Origin of the sequence: Phaeobacter inhibens DSM 16374 (assembly GCF_000473105.1) — a bacterium.
GTDB lineage: Bacteria > Pseudomonadota > Alphaproteobacteria > Rhodobacterales > Rhodobacteraceae > Phaeobacter > Phaeobacter inhibens.
Genome location: NZ_KI421498.1, coordinates 1,356,003 through 1,374,793 on the forward strand (window position 1 = coordinate 1,356,003; position 18,791 = coordinate 1,374,793).

Consider the following 18,791-nt stretch of genomic DNA (forward strand, 5'->3'; position numbering starts at 1 on the left):
TCAGGTGCCGCAGAAGGTCGCCTTCACCACCTCGCTCGCCGCCGGAGGGCGGCGCAGATCCTCGGCCCCCGCCTGCACAGAGTAAGGATCCGACAGCACCGTATTCAGCCGCTCAAACGGGGTGAAATCCCCCGCCACAGCAGAGGCGATCATCGCCTCAATCCGGTGATTGCGTGGAATATAAACCGGGTTTGCCGCTGCCATCACCGCCACCGGGTCTGCCTCCTGCGCCAACCGCGCACGCCAGCCGGTCGCCCAGCTGTCAAAGCTCTCAGGTGCCAGAAACTCATCGCGCACCTTGCCAGCGCCCTGATCAACACCCTCCAGCAAGGCCCGGAATGTATTGGTGAAATCCGCCTGCCCTTCTGCCATACGGGTCAGCAAATCTGTGATCAGCGCCATATCGTCAGGCGTTGCGTCAGCAATACCGATCTTGGCCCCGAACCGCCGCAACCAGGCAGCCTCGGTCAGGGCGGGCATGCCATGCACAATCTCGGTCGCCTCTTCCACCATGGCCTGCGGATCCTCCGCCTGCTGGATCAGCGCCGTTGCCAGCTGGGCCAGGTTCCACACCGCGATATCCGGCTGATTGGAATAGGCATAGCGCCCCATCCGGTCGATGGAACTGAACACCGTGCTGGGGTGATACACATCCATGAAGGCGCAGGGACCGTAGTCAATCGTCTCACCGGAAATGGACGAGTTATCCGTGTTCATCACCCCGTGGATGAAGCCCACCGACATCCAGGCCGCTATCAGCTCCGCCTGACGATCGCGCACCGCCCGCAACAGCCCCATCGGGCCGTCAGCTTCCGGATAGTGACGCTGAATGGCATAGCCCGTCAGCTGGCGCAGCGCCGCCTGCTCCCCCCGCGCGGCAAAGATCTGGAAGGTTCCCACCCGCAGATGGCTTGAGGCCACCCGCGTCAACACTGCGCCGGGCAAACCACCCTCTTCACGCCAGACCGTCTCGCCGGTCGTAACCGCTGCCAGCGCGCGGGTGGTTGGGATGCCAAGCGCGTGCATCGCCTCACTCACCACATATTCCCGCAGGACCGGCCCCAGCCAGGCCCGCCCGTCACCGCCCCGCGAATAGGGCGTGCGCCCCGATCCCTTCAACTGGATATCGCGCCGCTCACCATCCGAACCAACAACCTCCCCCAGCAGAATCGCGCGGCCGTCGCCCAGCTGCGGATTGTAATTGCCGAACTGATGCCCGGCATACAGCTGCGCCAGCGGATCGGCCCCATCGGGCACACGGTTGCCCGCAAACACCCCGGCCATCTCTGCTGTCTCACCTGCGGTGATACCCAGCCGCTCCCCAAGAGCAGCATTATAGGCAATCAGCTCCGGCGCCTTCACCGGCACGGGTGCCTGTTTCGTGTAGAACACCGGCGGCAGCGCGGCATATGTATTGTCAAAGGGGATGTGCAATGTCATGGCCCAAACATATGCGGCAAATGCTAAATTGCCAGAGCCAACAGCCAGAGCCAACAGAAGAAACGGAGCAGAGACATGACCGCCGATGAGATCATCACCAGGCTGAACCTCCAGCCCCACCCCGAAGGCGGCTATTATCGCCAGACATGGATCGCCGAGAACGCCGACAGCCACAATGGCCGCGCCACCGGCACCTGCATCTATTTCCTGCTGAAGGCGGGCGAAAGCAGCCATTGGCACCATGTCGATGCAACCGAAATCTGGCTCTACCATGCCGGCGCGCCGCTGGTGTTGTCGCTCTCCGCCAGCGATGATGGCCCGGCGCAGGATCACCTCCTGTCCCCCGACCTGGCCGAGGGCGAACCCCAGTTGATCGTCCCCGAAGGCCACTGGCAGGCTGCCCGCACCACCGGAGATTATACGCTGGTCAGCTGTACCGTCTCGCCCGGGTTCCAGTTCGAAGGCTTTGAGCTGGCCGCGCCGGGCTTCGACATCCCGCGCGGTTAGCCGCAAATGTCTTCAAAGACATTTGTCAAGAAACGTCCAAGTTTCCTGGCTGCCAGACCTCAGTCTTCGCCCCCCGGCACGCTCACCACACCGCCGCCGACACAGGCGCGGACCCCAGTGGTGCCGGGACAGGAGGTCGGCATCCCCCGTGCCACCCGCACCGCCAGATGGGCAAAGGCCTGCGCCTCCAGCATGTCGCCGTCCAACCCGACACTCTCAATCGGGGCAACCGGGCAATCCAGCGACACCCGCAACATCTCCATCAAAACCGGATTATGCCGCCCGCCACCGGTCACCAGCACCACCTCCGGTGGCTCCGGGCAATGTTCCATCCCCTGCGCCACCGCCGCTGCACACATGGCGGTCAGGGTCGCTGTTGCATCGCTGTCGGTCAGCTCGGACACCAGCGTAATCATCTCAGCGAAATCATTGCGGTCCAAAGACTTCGGTGGCATCCGGGCAAAATACGGCTCGGCCAGAAACAACTCCAGCGCGCCGGTTTCCACCACACCGCCCCGGGCAATCGCGCCGCCTTCGTCCATCATCTGACCACAGCGCGCCTGTACCAGATCATTGATCGGTGCATTGGCCGGCCCGGTATCAAACGCCAGCAGCGCCCCGGGATCCTCCGCCGCCTCAAACCGTGGATCGACATAGGTCAGATTGCCCACCCCGCCGAGGTTCAGAAAACACAGGGGCTTGTCTCGTTTCAGATATTTCGCGCAGGCAAAATGAAAGAACGGCGCCAGCGGCGCGCCTTCACCGCCCAACCGCACGTCATCGCTGCGGAAATCCCAGACCACAGGCGTTGCCAGCTCAGCCGCCAGTGCCGCCCCATCCCCCACCTGCAGGGTGCCCTGTATCCGCGGCGCATGGGCCAGCGTCTGACCATGAAAACCAATGACATCAACCGCCCGCTGATCCGCCCCGGCCTCTGCATCCTCAGCCAGAACCTGCGCCAACAGCGCCGCATGGGCCCGGGTGACAATCTCGCCCGCGGCCTCCACCTGCGGCCCCTGCCATTGCCCCAGCGCGGCGGCCAGCTGCGCGCGTTCCACCGGTTCATAGGCGCGATAAGCACTGGTACCAAAACCATGGATCGCCACGCCGTCGGTCTCGACAATGGCCACGTCCACCCCATCCAGCGAGGTGCCGCTCATGGTGCCAAGGGCACGCAGAACACCGGTTTTTGGAATCGCGGACGAACGCGCCGAAGGGTTGGATCTGGTCATGCTGATATTGCCTGCTGAGATATTGGACGCGCCGCGCCGATTTGGCCCCAAGGATACAGCAGCGAATTTATTCAGCAAAGCCGTTCACACTGCTTTCCCCCGTGCAAATTGCGTTTTATACAGCAGCGCGCAATTCAAAAGCCGAGGCACATCATGACCTACCACCCAAAATCGGATTTCATCGCAGTTATGATGGAACGCGGCTATCTGTCCGACTGTACCGATTATCAGGGCCTGGACGAGGCGCTGATGACTCCCGGCCAATCCGCCTACATCGGTTTCGACGCCACTGCGACCTCGCTGCATGTCGGCTCGCTGATCCAGATCATGATGCTGCGCTGGTTCCAGAAGACCGGCCACAAACCGATCACCCTGATGGGGGGCGGCACCACCAAGGTCGGCGATCCGTCATTCCGCGCTGATGAACGCCCGCTGCTGACCGACGCCCAGATCGACGACAACATCGCCGGCATCAAGAAGGTGTTCGACGCCTATATCGACTATGACAGCGGCGCGGGTAACGCCGCCATGATGCTCAACAACGCCGAATGGCTGGACGATCTGAACTACCTCACCTTTCTGCGGGACATCGGCCGCCATTTCTCGGTGAACCGGATGCTGTCGTTTGAGAGCGTGAAATCGCGCCTCGACCGCGAACAGTCGCTGTCCTTCCTCGAATTCAACTACATGATTTTGCAGGCTTATGACTTCCTGGAGCTGAACCGCCGCTACGGCTGCGTGTTGCAGATGGGTGGCTCGGACCAATGGGGCAATATCGTCAACGGCATCGACCTGACGCGCCGGGTGCTGGACCATGAAATCTATGGCCTCACTTCGCCGCTGCTGACCACCTCGGATGGCAAGAAGATGGGCAAATCGCAGAACGGCGCGATCTGGCTCAATGGCGATCTGCTCTCACCGTATGAGTTCTGGCAGTTCTGGCGCAACACCACCGACGCCGATGTCGGCCGCTTCCTCAAGCTTTATACAGAGCTGCCGGTGGACGAATGCAACCGTCTGGGCGCTCTTGAAGGCTCCGAGGTGAATGCCGCCAAGGTGATCCTCGCCAATGAGGTGACCACCCTGCTGCACGGCGCCGAGGCCGCCGCCGCTGCCGAGGCCACCGCCCGCGAAGTGTTCGAGAAAGGCGGCATTGGCGACGACCTGCCCACCTTGGCGCTGTCTGCGGCAGATGTGGGCGATGGCATCTCCATCGTGCAGTTGATCGTGAAATCCGGGCTGGCCAAATCCGGCAAGGACGCCAAGCGTCTGATCGCCGAGAACGGCGCCAAGATCGATGACCAGCCGCTGACCGATGCAGGTCTGATGATCGACGCTGCCGCTCTGGCCTCGCCGATCAAACTCTCCGCAGGTAAAAAACGCCACGCGCTGGTGCAGCTGGACGGTTAACCGCCTGATTACAGCCAACAGACAAGACATGAAAAGGGGGCCACTGTGTCCCCTTTTTTCATACGATCAGAAGGCCTGCTAGGATGTTCCTGCTCCGGCCATAGGCGTCGCAGCATCCTCCACAAGATGCTCCCGCCCGTCATCTCCCATCCCGGATGGGAATGCCCGTTGGGCCAAGCGCCGCGCAACGCGCGGCGCGGCAGCGCCAATCTGCCAATGGCCTGCGCAGATCACCGTCGCCACAGACCGCAATAGCAACAGGCACCCTGCATCACAGCAGCAGCATATCCACCAGCACCAGAACCAGCCCAACCGGTAAGGAGAGGGCGAGTGCTGCCAACAGAGCGGCGGCTTTGGTCATCCTTGGGGCCGGTGCGTGATGATTTCTAATTTTATTCGCATTTTTCATATCTCCATTAACCATCATTTAGGTTTCGCTGCGGTTAATGGCGCCATGTTCGATTTCACACCAGCAGATGTCATGCCCCGACCCATTCTTCGCGACGAAACCATCTCTGCCCTGCCGCAATCGGCAGAATTTGCCCGCGCGCTTCAGGCGACAGGCAAAGACCCACTGGTGCTTGGCCAGCTGAAAGACACGGTCGTGATGCGCCGCAAACTCTGGGGACGCATCAACGTGGCCATGGTGAACCGCGCCCGTATCGACAAACCGTTGCGCCTGCTGGAACAATTGCAGGAAAACGGCCTGCGTCGCACCCCTGTCATCCTGTCCCCTGAAACACCCACCCCCGCCTTGGCCCGCCACGGCGCCGTGGCGCTGATCAGCCCCGCGCATGTCGGCCTGGTCGACCTCACCGCTGACCCTGACCAGCGGCGCGCCAATCTGCACCAGAAATGGCGCAACCGGTTGGTGCACGGCGAACAGCAGGGCCTGCGCATCACCCGTCAGTCGCTGCCACAGACACCGGGGCACTGGATCTTTGCTGCAGATGCCGCGCAGCAATCCAGCCGGGGCTATCGCAACTGGCCGGTCGATCTGACGCTGGCATACGCACGCGAAAACAAAGGCATGGCCAAGATTTTCGAGGCCCATGACGGCAAGGAGATCGTTGCGGGTATTCTTGTTCTGCGTCACGGGCGCGGCGCAACCTACCACATTGCCCATACCACCGACCGGGGCAAGGCGCTCTCGGCCCATAACCTGCTGATGTGGGAGGCGATGTCCTGGCTCGCCAAACAGGGCTGCGAACAGCTCGACCTTGGGGTGATCAACACCGAAGACGCCGCCGGTCTGGCCCGGTTCAAGCTGGGCACCGGCGCACGGCTGCACCAGCTGGGCGGCACCTGGGCCTATTGGCCGCCGCTGGGGCGCCTGCTGCGCCCCTTGGCCGCGCTCGACAAACGGCTGATGAACCCCGGGCTCTCTGGACACTGCTAGGGGGACGTGATTATCTGAACACACGTTCAGATATGAACCCGATAGCACAGACCCCCGGGAGGAGCCCTGCTCATGAAACTGTCGCAAACCGCCGCCGTCATCACCGGCGGCGCCTCTGGCCTTGGTGAGGCCACCGCCCGTCATTTCGCCGCCAATGGTGCCCAAGTCACTCTCTTGGATCGTGACGCCGAACGCGGCGCCGCCGTTGCCGCCGAAATCGGCGGGCATTTTGCCCAGACCGATGTCACCAGCGAAGAGTCGGTTGCCGCCGCCATGGCGCTTGCCAGCGAGAAAATGGGCAAAATCAACGCCTGTGTGAACTGCGCAGGCATCGCCCTTGGCATCAAAACCGTGGGCCGCGACGGTGCCCATCCCCTTGATGCCTATCAGCGCACCATCGACATCAACCTTGTCGGCACCTTCAACGTGGCCCGGCTGGCTGCGGTGGAAATCGCCAAATGTGACGCGGCCGAGGATGGCGGTCGTGGCGTCATCATCAACACCGCGTCAATCGCGGCCTTTGACGGCCAAAAAGGTCAGGCTGCCTATGCCGCCTCCAAGGGCGGCGTTGTGGGCATGTGCCTGCCGATGGCCCGTGATCTGGCCTCTTCGGGCGTGCGGGTGATGACCATCGCGCCGGGCATCTTCATGACTCCGATGCTGGCGGGCCTGCCGGAAGAGGTGCAGCAGCAACTCGCCGCCGATGTGCCCAACCCGGCCCGCCTTGGCGACCCTGCCGAATATGGCCGTCTCGCCGGGTTCATCGTCGAGATGGGCTATCTCAATGGCGAGGTGATCCGCCTCGACGGCGCGCTGCGGATGCGCTGAGGCGCTCTCGGTTACCCGTATCGAAACTAAGACCTCAAGGGGCAGACCACCCCTTGAGGCACCGCCTCCCCCCTGTCGGCGCAATACGGAATTGACCAGCGACAGCCTCCGGATTCTCCGCTAGCCTGTCGCACAACCTTGCCGAGGGGGAGCAGACCCATGACCCAGCCCAACCTGCCGCTGACCGGCGCCTGCCTCTGCGGTGCTGTACAGCTGCATGTCACCGCCTTCCCCCTGCTGACGCTGGCCTGCCACTGCCGCGATTGTCAGAAACTTGCCGCCAGCGCCTATTCCCTGACCGCCATGTTTCCGGCAAATGCCGTCACCACCACGGGAGAGCTGGTGCTGGGCGGCCTCCACAGCGAAAAGCGCAAGCATTATTACTGCCCGAGCTGCCTCAGCTTCGTTCTCTCCCGCCTGAAGGCGGCACCGGAGCGGGTGAATCTGCGTGCCTCCCTGCTGGATGACCTGACGTGGTTCACCCCCTTCGTCGAGATCATGACCGAGGAGAAACAGCCCTGGGCAAAGGTCCCGGCCCCCCACAGCTATGCCCGCTTCCCCACCACGGCGGAGGAGCTGGCGGATCTGATGGACGATTATGCCAAAACCATCGCACCGCCCCCGCCGCCCTCACCCGGAACTGGCCCGGCATGAGCCAAACTGAGCGGCAAAAGATGCAGGCGGGCGACTGGTACTGTTGCATAGACAGCGAACTCTCGGTGTTGCGTCATCAGGCCCGTCTGGCGGTGCATCAGCACAATCACCGCGCCCCGGACCCCAGCGAACCTCTCAGCCCGCCGCTGGCTGCACTCTTTGCTGAACATGGACAAAACTGCCTGATCGAGGCGCCGTTTCACTGCGCCTATGGGATCAATATCACGCTCGGGCATCAGGTCTATCTGAACGCGAGCTGCACCATCCTTGATACCGCGCCGGTGCGCATTGGGGACCGCTCTATGCTGGGGCCAAATGTGCAGATCTACTGCGCCCAACACCACAAAGATAAAGCCTTGCGCGCCAAGGGGTTGGAGATCGCCCATCCGGTCACTCTGGGATCCGATGTCTGGATCGGCGGCGGCGCGATCATCCTGCCGGGCGTCAGCATCGGCGATGGCGCCATCGTCGGCGCTGGTGCGGTGGTGACAAGGGATGTGGAGGCCGGGGTGACGGTTGTCGGCAATCCGGCGCGGGCGCTCCCTCGCTAGAATCCGCAGGGTAAAAACTCGGATCTGTTGCGCAGCAGGCGCGCGCCGCCTTAGGCTCTAATCAGGAGAAACTTATATTTTACAAACGACTACGGCAGCGTTTTTGACCCAATGTTTCGCGTGCGAAACATTGGGTCAGCCCTGCTTACCGAAAAATCAGAGGGGCTTCAGCCTGCGGATTTCTCTTCCAGCTCCAGCCATTCTTCCTCAGCGGCGGAGAGTTTCTCCTGCCGCTCCACCAGCGCATCGGTGGCCTTCTGGAACTTCACTGGCTCACGGGTGAACAGCTCCGGATCGGCCATCAGCTGCTGCAATTTGGCGATCTCCGCCTCCAGCCGCTCGATCTCTCCGGGCAGCGCTTCCAGCCGGTGTTTTTCCTTAAAGCTCAGACCCTCCTTGGGCTGCGCTTCCTGTTTGGGTTTCGGCTTGGCGGCCTTGGCTTTCTCAGCCTTCTCTGCGGCACCTTCAACCGGGGCACGCTGGGCCAGATAGTCACTCCAGCCGCCAGCATAGGCCGTGGCCCCGCCGCCGCCTTCCATGGCGATGGTGGTGGTGGCAACGCGGTCCAGAAAATCCCGGTCGTGACTCACCAGCAGAACCGTGCCATCGTAGCTGTCCAGGAGTTCCTGCAACAGATCCAGTGTTTCGACATCCAGATCATTGGTCGGTTCGTCCAGCACCAGCAGGTTGCTCTGCCGCGCCATCAACCGCGCCAGCAGCAGACGCGCCTTCTCGCCCCCGGACAGGGACCGCACCGGCGCGCGGGCCTGCGCCTCGTCGAACAGGAATTCCTTCAGATAGCCGACCACATGTTTCGGCTGCCCCCGGACCATCACCTGATCTGCCTTGCCGGAAATCCCCAGAAGCGGATCCGAGGTCAGGTTTTCCCAGAGACTGGCATTGCCGTCCAGCTGGTCACGGGTCTGATCAAACAGCGCCAGCTCCAGATTGGTGCCCATCTGCACATGGCCCTCATCGGGCTGTTCCAGCCCCAGCAGCATCTTCAACAGCGTGGTCTTGCCTGCCCCATTCGGCCCGACAAAGGCAACGCGATCACCGCGCTGCACCTTGATTGAGAAGTCCCGCACAATCGCCTTATCGCCGTAGGATTTCATCAGCCCTTCGGCCTCAATCACCTTGCGGCCCGATTTCGGGCCTGCGTCCAGTGCCAGCTCAGCGGTACCCTGACGTTTGATCTGGCTGGACCGCTCAGATTTCAGATCCTGAAGCGCGCGCACCCGGCCCATATTGCGTTTGCGGCGGGCGGAAATCCCCTCCACCGCCCAGCGGCTTTCGGATTTGATCAGCCGGTTCAGCTTATGGCGCTGCTGATCCTCTTCCTCCCAGATCTTGTCGCGCCAGGCCTCAAAGGCATCAAACCCCTTTTCCTGACGGCGCACCTGCCCCCGGTCCACCCACAGCGTCGCGCGGGTCAGGGCCCGCAGGAACGCCCGGTCGTGCGAGATCAGCACAAAGGCGGCGCGGGTCGATTTCAGCTCATTCTCAAGCCAGGTGATCGCCTCGATATCCAGATGGTTGGTCGGCTCGTCCAACAGCATCAGATCCGGTGCCTCAGCCATCAGCTTGGCCAGCGCCGCGCGGCGTTTTTCCCCGCCGGAGGCCGTCGCCACAGGGCGGGCAGGGTCAAACTTCAGCCCCTCGCCTGCACGCTCCACCTTGTACATCTCGCCGGGATCCAGCTCGGATGCCGCAAAATCGCCCAGCGTGGCAAACCCGGTCATCTGCGGGTCCTGCTCCATATAGCCGACGGATTTACCCGGCGGCACCACCAGTGAGCCTTTGTCGGCCTCGACCAGACCGGCCATCACCTTCATCAGGGTGGATTTGCCCGATCCGTTGCGCCCGACCAGCGCCACCCGGTCGCCGGGTTGCACCACCAGATCAAGATCCGCGAACACCGGATCGCCCCCAAAGGTGAGGGAGATACCGGACATCTGTAAAAGAGGAATACGTGCCATAGGAGCCAGCTAAACCGGGGCGCGGGGCAGGTCAACGGCTGTCAGGCCCCATGACTGTCGAAGCCACCGGCAACAGCGCGCAACAGACGTTTGCGCGCGGCGGGAATGGCCGCGATCTCCACAGCGGTAAACAGATGCAGCGTGTCCAGATCGCGGTCGATCACCGCATGGTCGCTGACCCAGCCGCCCATCATCAGATAAGTGCGCAGCAAGGGCGGCATCTGCTGCAACGCCTGTTTGCCGTCCACGCGAGGCAGATCCATCGCGGTCAGCTCCAGCACCTCTGCCGCACGCACTCCGACGCCCTGCCCCGGCGGGGCCTGATGACGCAGGCGCAGCAGGCCCAGTGCCTGAGAATAAGCCGCCGGATCAACCCCCTGAAAGGACGAGCAGCCAAACAGCAGCTCCACCCGATGATCATCAACAAACGCAGTCAGCGCCCCCCACGCGAGCCGCAGGATATCCGCATCCTGCCAATCGGGGTGGATGCAAAACCGCCCCAGCTCCAGCAGCGGGTCAGTCCGGGACTGCAGCGGGGTCAGATCATAGCGCTGCGCTGCGTAGCTTACCCCGAGATGCGCACCATCCGGCAAGAGCAGCAACCGGCAGCAACAGACCAAGCGACCACTGGCCTGATCCTCCACCAGCAGATGCCGACAGCGCGTGTCCAGCGCCTCTGCATCCGGCCCTTGTCGTCCAAAACACAGGCCACGCAAGTGTTGTGCATGTTGCAGATCGGGATGGATAGATGCCCCCTCTGCCCCGTCGATAACGCGGACACGGTAGCGACCACGGCTCAGCACCGGTTCAGCCTCAGGCTCGGCACCGGCTGAGATCACGACTGGGCTCAAGACATCACGCAACACAGATCTTCCACCAACCACAGACACCACGGGCTATCGCGCCGCAAACAACTCGGGCCTGCCTACCATGGATCACATCTCAGCCAAATGACGAAAGCCACCCCGGATCGGGATGGCTTTTTCAGAATGAGATATGCAGGCCGATCAGGCCCGCCGCATCATTCGATCAGACCACCGGGACCAAAGTTGCCGAGGCTGCCCAGAAGCTGGCGCAGGAATGTCTTGTCCTGCACGTTGGAGCTGGTCACGCGGCGCTGCAGGGGAATCACCCGGCCCTGCTCCAGACCGTAGCGTTCGATGCCTGTGACCACGCCCTGATCGTTGAAATTGATCGCCACCAATTCCCGTGAGACCGGCTTTGACGCCGATGGGCCGCGACGGCGCATCAGGGTAGAGACGTAGTAATATCCGCCATCGGTCAGCACGCCCTCTGCCGCCGGCACACCAACGGTTTCAGCCACGCTGTCCTTGGTATCAACGCCCACAACCACCTCGGAGAGCAGTTCCTCGCTGGGGACATATCCATGTTTGCGATACATCGCGCAGCCACTGACCGCGAGCCCCGCAACCAAGAGAACCGTGACCCTTGTCGCCGCCTTCAGCGACCTCATACATTTGGATGTCATGCTACTCTCTTGCCCCCCGGCTTGAATACGCCTTTGAACCGGATTACCTAAACCGAGCCTCCGGTTCAAGAAACGAAAGTCCCCCAAATGTCTGAGAGCACCGCTTTTCGCGTCGCTGACCTACCCCAAAACCGCGCAACGACCTTTGAGCTGCGCCCTGAAGTCGATGTTCTGAAAGCTTTGGCGCAGGACCTTGGCATCGATGATCTGCGCAAACTGCGCTTTGCCGGAGAGATCCGTGCCCTGGGCAAACGCGACTGGGAACTGGTGGGTGATCTGGGGGCCACCGTGGTGCAGCCCTGCGTGGTGACGCTGGATCCTGTCACCACCCGCATCGACCAGAAGGTGCGCCGCAGCTTCATCGCCGGGATGGTGCATCCCGACAGCGAGGAAGAGGTGGAAATGCCGGAAGATGACACCAGCGAACCACTTGGCAGCCATATCTCCCCGCAGGAGGTCATGGTGGAGGCGCTGGCACTGGCGCTGCCGCAATACCCCCGCAAAGACGGCGTCTCGCTGGGAGAATCGGTGCATGCCGAACCGGGTGTTGCCCCCATGCGGGACGAGGACACAAAGCCCTTTGCCGGACTGGCGGCCCTGCGCGATCAGCTTGACGGCGGCGGCGAAGACTGAAAAGAGGACCACCAGACGATTCCGATTGGTGTTCCTGCGCTGACCGGCCAAAAAACCACTTGCGCCAGCGTCAATTCGCAGTATTTTCGCGCGCTCATCGGAATTTTGGTTGGACATCGGCAAGGCTGCGGCCTAAACGCTCGGCAGACCGATCGAAACATTGAATGTGAAACGCGCCGCGGGGACAGCCCCAAGGCCCCAAGTGACAAAGGTTGAGACATGGCTGTCCAACAGAACAAAGTATCCAAGTCGCGTCGCAACAACCGCCGCGCGCACGATGCACTGGTTGCTGCAAACCCGAACGAATGCGGCAATTGCGGCGAACTGAAGCGCCCGCACCACGTTTGCCCCTCCTGCGGCCACTACGACGAGAAAGAAATCGTCGCAGCCGCTGACGAGATCGACATGGACGAAGACGCGGCCTAAGCCGCGTCTGACCCAGACTTATGTCAGGCAGGCCTTTTCATGGCGGGTAAACCCGATCAGATGCAGAAGAATGCCGGCCGCATAGTCATTTCGGTTGACGCCATGGGCGGAGATGCCGGCCCCGCAGTTGTGGTGGCCGGCATTGCCATGTCCGCCGACAAGAACCCCGATCTGGGGTTCATTCTGCATGGTCCCGAAGATCAGCTGAAACCGCTGGTCGCAAAGAAACGCATCCTTAACGGACGCGTGGAATTTCGCGACGCGCAGGATGTGGTCACCATGGAGGACAAGCCCTCCCAGGTGATGCGCAACGGCAAGGGCACCTCCATGTGGTCGGCCCTGGAATCGGTCAAACAGGGCGAAGCCGCCGGCGCCGTGTCCTGCGGCAACACCGGCGCGCTGATGGCGCTGTCGATGCTGCGCCTGCGCAAGCTGCCCGGCGTGAACCGTCCGGCCATTGCGATTCTCTGGCCCTCACGCAATCCGCAGGGGTTCAACGTGATGCTGGACGTCGGCGCCGATGTCCGCGCCGATGCGCAGGATCTGTTGCAATACGCCTTGATGGGCACTTCTTATGTGCGCAATTCGATGGATATCCCCCGCCCCCGCGTCGGTCTGCTGAATGTCGGCACCGAAGAGCACAAGGGCCATGCCGATCTGAAAGAGGCCTATGGGCTGATCTCGGATCATTCCGAAAACGGCAGCTTTGATTTCGTCGGTTTCGTTGAAGGCAGCGATATCCCCGGCGATACCGCCGATGTGATTGTCACCGACGGGTTCACCGGCAATGTGGCGATCAAGACTGGCGAAGGCACCGCCAGCCTGATGCGCGTCGCGCTGCGTGAGGCGTTTGAATATTCCTTCCTGTCCAAGATTGCCGCACTGCTGGCGATGACCTCGCTGAAGCGGCTCTCCAAACGGCTGGATCCGCGCCGGGTCAATGGTGGCGTGTTCCTTGGTCTGAATGGCACCGTGGTGAAATCCCACGGCGGCGCGGATGCCACCGGAGTCTCGGCGGCGGTCAAACTGGCCTTCCGTCTTGCCCAGCAGGGGTTTGCAGAAAAACTGGCGGCACGGGTTGCATCCTCTGTGGCGCTTACCCAAGATAAACCAGCGCAAATGGACGAGACCCCAACCGACCAGGCGCCCACCAAAAAAGACTAAAAGGCAGGCCATAGAATGACGCGACGCGCAGTAATTGTCGGGACCGGGCATTATCTCCCTGAACGCGTGGTCGAAAACGCGGAATTCGAAGCCACGCTAGACACCACAGACGAATGGATTCGCAGCCGCTCCGGGATTGAGCGCCGCCATTTCGCCGCCGAGGGTGAGACCACCTCCATGATGGCCACCAAGGCCGCGCAAAATGCGCTCGCCGATGCGGGTATGACCGCCGAGGATATCGACGCCATCGTGGTGGCCACCTCTACCGCCGATCTCACCTTTCCCTCTGCTGCCACCATGGTGCAGGCCCAGCTGGGCATGACCCGCGGCTTTGCCTTTGATGTGCAGGCGGTCTGCGCCGGGTTTGTCTACGCGCTGAGCAATGCCAATGCGCTGGTCGCCTCCGGTCAGGCCAGCAAGGTGCTGGTGATCGGGGCCGAGACCTTCAGCAGGATCATGGACTGGACCGACCGCTCCACCTGCGTGCTGTTTGGCGACGGGGCCGGTGCCCTGGTGCTGGAAGCGCAGGACAGCGCGGGCACCAGCGATGATCGTGGCATTCTGGCAACCGATCTGAATTCGGACGGGCGCTACAAAGATCTGCTTTATGTGGACGGAGGTGTGTCGACCCAGAACACCGGCCATCTGCGGATGCAGGGCAATCAGGTGTTCCGCCATGCCGTCGAAAAACTGGCCTCTACCGCCCATACCGCGCTGGAACGTGCCGGCCTTGGCGCGAGTGACGTGGACTGGATCGTGCCGCATCAGGCCAATATCCGCATCATTCAGGGCACCGCCAAGAAGATGGGGCTGCCGATGGAGAAGGTCGTGGTGACCGTGCAGGATCACGGCAATACCTCCGCCGCATCGATCCCGCTGGCGCTTTCTGTGGGCAAAGCCCGTGGTCAGATCAAACAGGGCGATCTGGTGGTCACCGAGGCGATTGGTGGCGGTTTGGCCTGGGGATCGGTGGTGCTGCGCTGGTAAGCGGCAAGGCATCGCTCAGAAGGTGTACGATTTTACCGGTCGAACTCCCCGATGCAATTCATTGATATTGACAGGGAAATTCCCCCCGCCCTATGCTTCGACAAACAGCGGGGATAGTCATGGGCGAAAAAACACTAACACGAATGGATTTGAGTGAAGCGGTCTTCCGCGAGGTTGGCCTGTCGCGCAACGAAAGCGCGCAGCTGGTGGAAAGCCTGCTTCAGCATATGTCTGACGCCCTGGTCCGTGGGGAACAGGTCAAAATTTCTTCCTTCGGGACGTTCAGCGTGCGCGATAAATCCGCCCGCGTGGGGCGAAACCCGAAGACTGGCGAAGAGGTGCCCATTCAGCCTCGTCGCGTTTTGACCTTTCGACCATCGCATTTGATGAAGGACCGGGTGGCAGACGGGAACCGTAAATAACGGTCAGTAACCACGGGACACACCACGCGATGTCAAAATCACCAGACGCCTTCCGCACCATCAGCGAAGTTGCGGAGTGGCTGGGGATCCAGGCGCATGTCTTGCGTTTCTGGGAAAGCAAGTTCACCCAGATCAAACCGGTCAAACGCGCAGGCGGACGCCGGTACTATCGGCCTGCCGATGTTGAATTGCTGGGCAGCATCAAGACTCTGCTGCACGACAAGGGGCTGTCCATCAAGGATGTGCAGGCGCTGTTGCGCGAGCATGGTCCCGCGCATGTTGCCGCCATGGGTGCCGGAAATCCCCCCGCCGCAGAGCCCGAGGTCACCGATCCGGCTCCCTCCGATGGTGAGATGGTGATTGAGGCGGAGGTAAGCCCGTCTGAGGAGATCATCGCGGCCGAGGCCCCTGTCGAGGCGGATGTTCCGGCAGATGCAGCCCCGCAAGAGGCGCCCGCCGCCACCGAACCGCCGCTGGCCGCGCCTGCAGAATCCGCACCGACGTTAGAAACCCCGGCCCCGGCAGAGCTGTCACAGGCCGCGCCGACACCGATAGATCAGACACAAGCTGAGCCGGTAAATGTCGCGCCGTCCGAAAACGCAGGGGGCCCTGCTGCCTCCACCGTTGCGGCGGCACCGGCCGCCGCTGCTCCTGCGGCGCCTACTGCGGCTGCCCCTACCGTTTCCGGTGTTTCCAGCGTCCCAAGCACTGCGCCCGCCTCGACGTCCCCGACATCTACCGCACCAGCCCCAACTGGCCTTGCACCGTCGGCTTCGCCGCAGGCAGAGGTACCCGTTGTGCCTCAGGACAGAATCTCCACGCCCGCCGCAACACCAACACCAACACCAACACCAACACCAGCCGCGCCCGCGCCAACCATCGCTGACAAGCCGCAAGCCGACATTCCGCAGGACGAAATCCCACAGGAGCCGAGCACCGCAGCTCCGCAGCCGGGGTTTGATGCGCCCATGGCTGCCGATCCAATCGGCACTGCGGTGTCTCAGACCGGGTCACTTCACCCGCCAGCCTCGGCCACCAGCGAAACAGCAATACCTGCCACGTCAGTGCCAGCGGGCGGTATAATAGGTGAAACACCGGAGGGTGGCAGCACGGATGTTCCCCCCGGCGATGCGACGGCCGCATCTGCAACGCCACCAGCGGCGCCGATAGCAGCGCCTGTAACCGCCTCGCCTGAAACCGCCCCACCTGTGACCTCAGCCACGCCCCCCGCTCCAATGGGTGCCGCGATGGCCGATACGGCTACCCCAGAACCGGAGACCCCGCCGGAGGGTCCCGCGATGGCAGCCCAGCCGGGTCTGCCCCTGGAGAACGCCGATCAAGCGCCAGATGCTAAGGCCACTGCAAGCGAGGGTGATGTCACCGCCCCGGTTGAGATCAGCCAAGACGTTGATATCGAAACAAACCTTGAGACTCCTGCTGCGGAACAAGGCCAGCTGTGGGACGCAGCACCTGATGTGCCCGAGGGAATATCCGAGACTGCGCCAGAAAGCAGTGAAACCGCAGCCCTGCCCGATGAAGCCGAGATCCTGATTCCGGCAGAGGACATCGATGTTGCCCCCGATGCGGCAGAGCTGATGACCCCTGCGACGGAGACCGTCGCCTCGGTCGCACCTTCGGAGGTCGACTCTATCGAAGTTGAGGCCGTGGAGGTTGGGGCTGAGCCGATTTCTGAGCCGAACCTCGACAGTGTGGCAGCGGTGGAGACAAGCGCAGAGACTGTGGCATCGGTCGAGGAGATCGACGTCGAGAGCGCCTCTCCCTGGAGCGATGAGGATGGCCCGGACGGGCCAGCCATGGATGAGCCGGTGATCGCTGCGGGGGCTGTTGCCCCCCAAACGCCGGATCTGATCGCAGATCCTGAGACGGAGTCCGCACCAACTGCCGCCCTGCATGACGCGACCGAGACGGTCGAGGTGGCGATGCCGCAGGTTTCCGAACCGGAGACGTCGGCTCCTGATGCCCCGAGATTTGACACCATCGACCCCGGTGCCGCATCCACAGGCAGCACACAGGACCCAGTGGTTTTTGATCAGGGCGACAGCCCTGCTCCGGTGGTTGAGGCGCTGGACAGTGACCCCGCCCTTGCCGATATGACGATGCCGGAGCAAGGTGTGGCGCCTCTGGGAGAGCCGCTGCCCGAATCGCTCTCCGATCCGGAAAATGACCCATTGGGGACGGCTGCTGAGGCGGCACCCGCAGCAGAGGATCTGCTGTCGGTTGCCCCGGAGGCCGCCGATGCCCATCCGGATGATCAGCTGGACAATGATCTGGCCGACGAGGATGAGGCCCCCTCACCCGAGGACAATCCGCTGGCTTTTGCCGATGTGGCCGCGATGCCGGAGCCACTGTCCGATGCGCCGATGCAGGCGGCAGAGACACCAGAGCCGCATGTTGATGAACCGGATCTGACTGAGGCAGCGGCGTTGCCGGAGATGGCTGACGTCAGCGCAGTGACAGCTGATGCCTTGGATCTGGATGCGCCGGCGCTGGACGAAACGATGGTCAGCGACCCGGTCATGTCTGCGCCTGCGGTCTCGGACGATCTTCTGGATACCCCAGTGACCGAAGAGACCCCGCTACCCGAGCCAGAGCCAGTGGAGCCGGAGCAGTCTGTGCCTGAGCCGTTGGTTCCGGATCTGGACGACGCGGCAGACGCCGCTCTGCCGGAGCCTTCTGCCGAACCAGTCGGCGAAGAGGCGACAGATGTCACGGCTGAGACGCTGGAGCTGTCAGCCCCTGCCGAACTGGGTGAACCGATGGAGCTGGCGGAGCCGGCCGAGCTTGGAGCGCCTGCCGAACTGACAGAGACGGTTCCGACACCTGCCCCACTGCCACAGGCGGGCAGCCCAGAGGTCGCGGAGGAGGTCGCCGCCGAGGAGATGGTGGCCGCGCCACAAAGCGATCTGCCAGAGGTCGACTTGCCAGAGGTCGACTTGCCAGAAGCCGACTTGCCAGAGGCCGGCTTGCAAGAAACGGATCCCCCTGAGGTGGCCCCGGCGGCGGCATTTGAAATGCCCGAAACAGCGCAGGATATACCAGAACAGGATCTATCCGAACTGGCAGACGTCGATCTGACTGAGCCTGCCCCGCTTGAGGCCGACGCCCATGATCAGAACACCGCTGACACGGATTTGGGCCTCCCAGATCTGGGAACCCCGGACCTCATCGACCCGGAGCTGGTCGCGGCGGATCCGGCGGAGGCGGAGCCCCCGGCGGAGTCCCCAGTCGCTGAGGAGGTCGGCGAAAGCGCGCCAGCAGATCCGAAACCGCTGGTGATTGAGATCCCAGATGAGGCGGAGCCGCAGGCCCCGCAGGCGTCAGGCGTACTGACGCGACTGGCGGGTGTAGAGCACCTGCCTGCCGATCACATGGCGGAGGTGCGGGCCTGCGTCGAGAGATTGCGCGCGCATCAGGGGGCGGCCTAGAAACTTGACAGCGGGGCGAAGTAAACTGGTTTTTTCGCTTGCCCCTGCCGGAAAAACGGGTAGAAACCAGCGCAACGGGCTATAGCGCAGCCTGGTAGCGCGTCCGTCTGGGGGACGGAAGGTCGCAGGTTCGAGTCCTGCTAGCCCGACCAAAATACCCCGCCTCGCAAGGGGCTAAAAAACGCCCGCCCCTATCTGGGGTGGGTGTTTTTGTATCTGCCTTT

17 protein-coding genes and 1 tRNA gene are annotated in these 18,791 nt (G+C 62.6%); 13 read left to right on the top strand and 5 right to left on the bottom strand.

From position 1 onward, the window contains the following. Complete coding sequence (locus INHI_RS0110160) at positions 1 to 1,440, bottom strand: protein adenylyltransferase SelO (protein WP_027247576.1); 1,440 nt, start codon at positions 1,438 to 1,440, stop codon at positions 1 to 3. Between the two features lie 75 nt (positions 1,441 to 1,515). Between INHI_RS0110160 and INHI_RS0110165 the strand changes: the two genes are divergently transcribed. Continuing rightward, the gene (locus tag INHI_RS0110165; protein WP_027247577.1) at positions 1,516 to 1,947 is read left to right on the top strand and encodes a cupin domain-containing protein; all 432 of its coding nucleotides are present in this window, start codon (positions 1,516 to 1,518) and stop codon (positions 1,945 to 1,947) included. Between the two features lie 59 nt (positions 1,948 to 2,006). Here INHI_RS0110165 and INHI_RS0110170 read toward each other — a convergent pair whose 3' ends face one another. Further along, positions 2,007 to 3,179, bottom strand: a complete 1,173-nt coding sequence (locus INHI_RS0110170; protein WP_027247578.1) for an anhydro-N-acetylmuramic acid kinase — start codon at positions 3,177 to 3,179, stop codon at positions 2,007 to 2,009. A gap of 153 nt (positions 3,180 to 3,332) precedes the next feature. Between INHI_RS0110170 and tyrS the strand changes: the two genes are divergently transcribed. From tyrS to INHI_RS0110200, 5 genes are all read left to right on the top strand, one after another. Continuing rightward, on the top strand, positions 3,333 to 4,589 hold the full coding sequence (tyrS, locus tag INHI_RS0110175) for a tyrosine--tRNA ligase (protein WP_027247579.1): 1,257 nt from the start codon (positions 3,333 to 3,335) through the stop codon (positions 4,587 to 4,589). Positions 4,590 to 5,043: 454 nt separating this feature from the next. Next, positions 5,044 to 5,988 (top strand): GNAT family N-acetyltransferase, encoded by a 945-nt coding sequence (locus tag INHI_RS0110185; protein ID WP_027247580.1) that lies wholly within the window; start codon positions 5,044 to 5,046, stop codon positions 5,986 to 5,988. Between the two features lie 72 nt (positions 5,989 to 6,060). Beyond that, positions 6,061 to 6,816, top strand: coding sequence for an SDR family NAD(P)-dependent oxidoreductase (locus INHI_RS0110190; RefSeq protein WP_014874246.1), 756 nt, complete (start codon positions 6,061 to 6,063; stop codon positions 6,814 to 6,816). A gap of 159 nt (positions 6,817 to 6,975) precedes the next feature. Then, the gene (locus INHI_RS0110195; protein ID WP_027247581.1) at positions 6,976 to 7,470 is read left to right on the top strand and encodes a GFA family protein; all 495 of its coding nucleotides are present in this window, start codon (positions 6,976 to 6,978) and stop codon (positions 7,468 to 7,470) included. Further along, positions 7,467 to 8,021 (top strand): sugar O-acetyltransferase, encoded by a 555-nt coding sequence (locus INHI_RS0110200; protein ID WP_027247582.1) that lies wholly within the window; start codon positions 7,467 to 7,469, stop codon positions 8,019 to 8,021. Before INHI_RS0110195 ends, INHI_RS0110200 begins: the two co-directional genes overlap by 4 nt. Positions 8,022 to 8,188: 167 nt before the next feature. Here INHI_RS0110200 and INHI_RS0110205 read toward each other — a convergent pair whose 3' ends face one another. From INHI_RS0110205 to INHI_RS0110215, 3 genes are all read right to left on the bottom strand, one after another. Then, entirely contained in the window at positions 8,189 to 10,000 is a 1,812-nt protein-coding gene (locus tag INHI_RS0110205) for an ABC-F family ATP-binding cassette domain-containing protein (RefSeq protein ID WP_169818170.1), read from the bottom strand. 41 nt (positions 10,001 to 10,041) lie between these two features. Continuing rightward, entirely contained in the window at positions 10,042 to 10,866 is an 825-nt protein-coding gene (locus INHI_RS0110210; RefSeq protein ID WP_027247584.1) for a GNAT family N-acetyltransferase, read from the bottom strand. Between the two features lie 155 nt (positions 10,867 to 11,021). After that, positions 11,022 to 11,489, bottom strand: coding sequence for an outer membrane protein assembly factor BamE (locus INHI_RS0110215; RefSeq protein ID WP_027247585.1), 468 nt, complete (start codon positions 11,487 to 11,489; stop codon positions 11,022 to 11,024). An 87-nt stretch (positions 11,490 to 11,576) separates the two neighbouring features. Between INHI_RS0110215 and INHI_RS0110220 the strand changes: the two genes are divergently transcribed. The 7 genes from INHI_RS0110220 to INHI_RS0110250 all read left to right on the top strand — a co-directional run bounded on the left by INHI_RS0110220 (position 11,577) and on the right by INHI_RS0110250 (position 18,719). Continuing rightward, positions 11,577 to 12,122, top strand: coding sequence for a YceD family protein (locus INHI_RS0110220; protein WP_014874240.1), 546 nt, complete (start codon positions 11,577 to 11,579; stop codon positions 12,120 to 12,122). Positions 12,123 to 12,341: 219 nt separating this feature from the next. After that, positions 12,342 to 12,548 carry a 50S ribosomal protein L32 gene (gene rpmF / locus INHI_RS0110225; protein WP_014874239.1) on the top strand — a complete coding sequence of 69 codons (207 nt, stop codon included), beginning with the start codon at positions 12,342 to 12,344 and terminating at the stop codon, positions 12,546 to 12,548. Between the two features lie 39 nt (positions 12,549 to 12,587). Beyond that, positions 12,588 to 13,712, top strand: coding sequence for a phosphate acyltransferase PlsX (gene plsX / locus INHI_RS0110230; RefSeq protein ID WP_027247586.1), 1,125 nt, complete (start codon positions 12,588 to 12,590; stop codon positions 13,710 to 13,712). A 15-nt stretch (positions 13,713 to 13,727) separates the two neighbouring features. Then, positions 13,728 to 14,699: a beta-ketoacyl-ACP synthase III gene (locus INHI_RS0110235; RefSeq protein ID WP_014879656.1), complete on the top strand. Its 972-nt coding sequence runs from the start codon at positions 13,728 to 13,730 to the stop codon at positions 14,697 to 14,699. Between the two features lie 119 nt (positions 14,700 to 14,818). Continuing rightward, positions 14,819 to 15,121 carry an integration host factor subunit alpha gene (ihfA, locus tag INHI_RS0110240; protein ID WP_014874236.1) on the top strand — a complete coding sequence of 101 codons (303 nt, stop codon included), beginning with the start codon at positions 14,819 to 14,821 and terminating at the stop codon, positions 15,119 to 15,121. Between the two features lie 29 nt (positions 15,122 to 15,150). Then, positions 15,151 to 18,567 (top strand): MerR family transcriptional regulator, encoded by a 3,417-nt coding sequence (locus tag INHI_RS0110245; protein ID WP_027247587.1) that lies wholly within the window; start codon positions 15,151 to 15,153, stop codon positions 18,565 to 18,567. A 75-nt stretch (positions 18,568 to 18,642) separates the two neighbouring features. Then, positions 18,643 to 18,719 (top strand) — tRNA-Pro (locus tag INHI_RS0110250). Positions 18,720 to 18,791 lie beyond the last annotated feature (72 nt).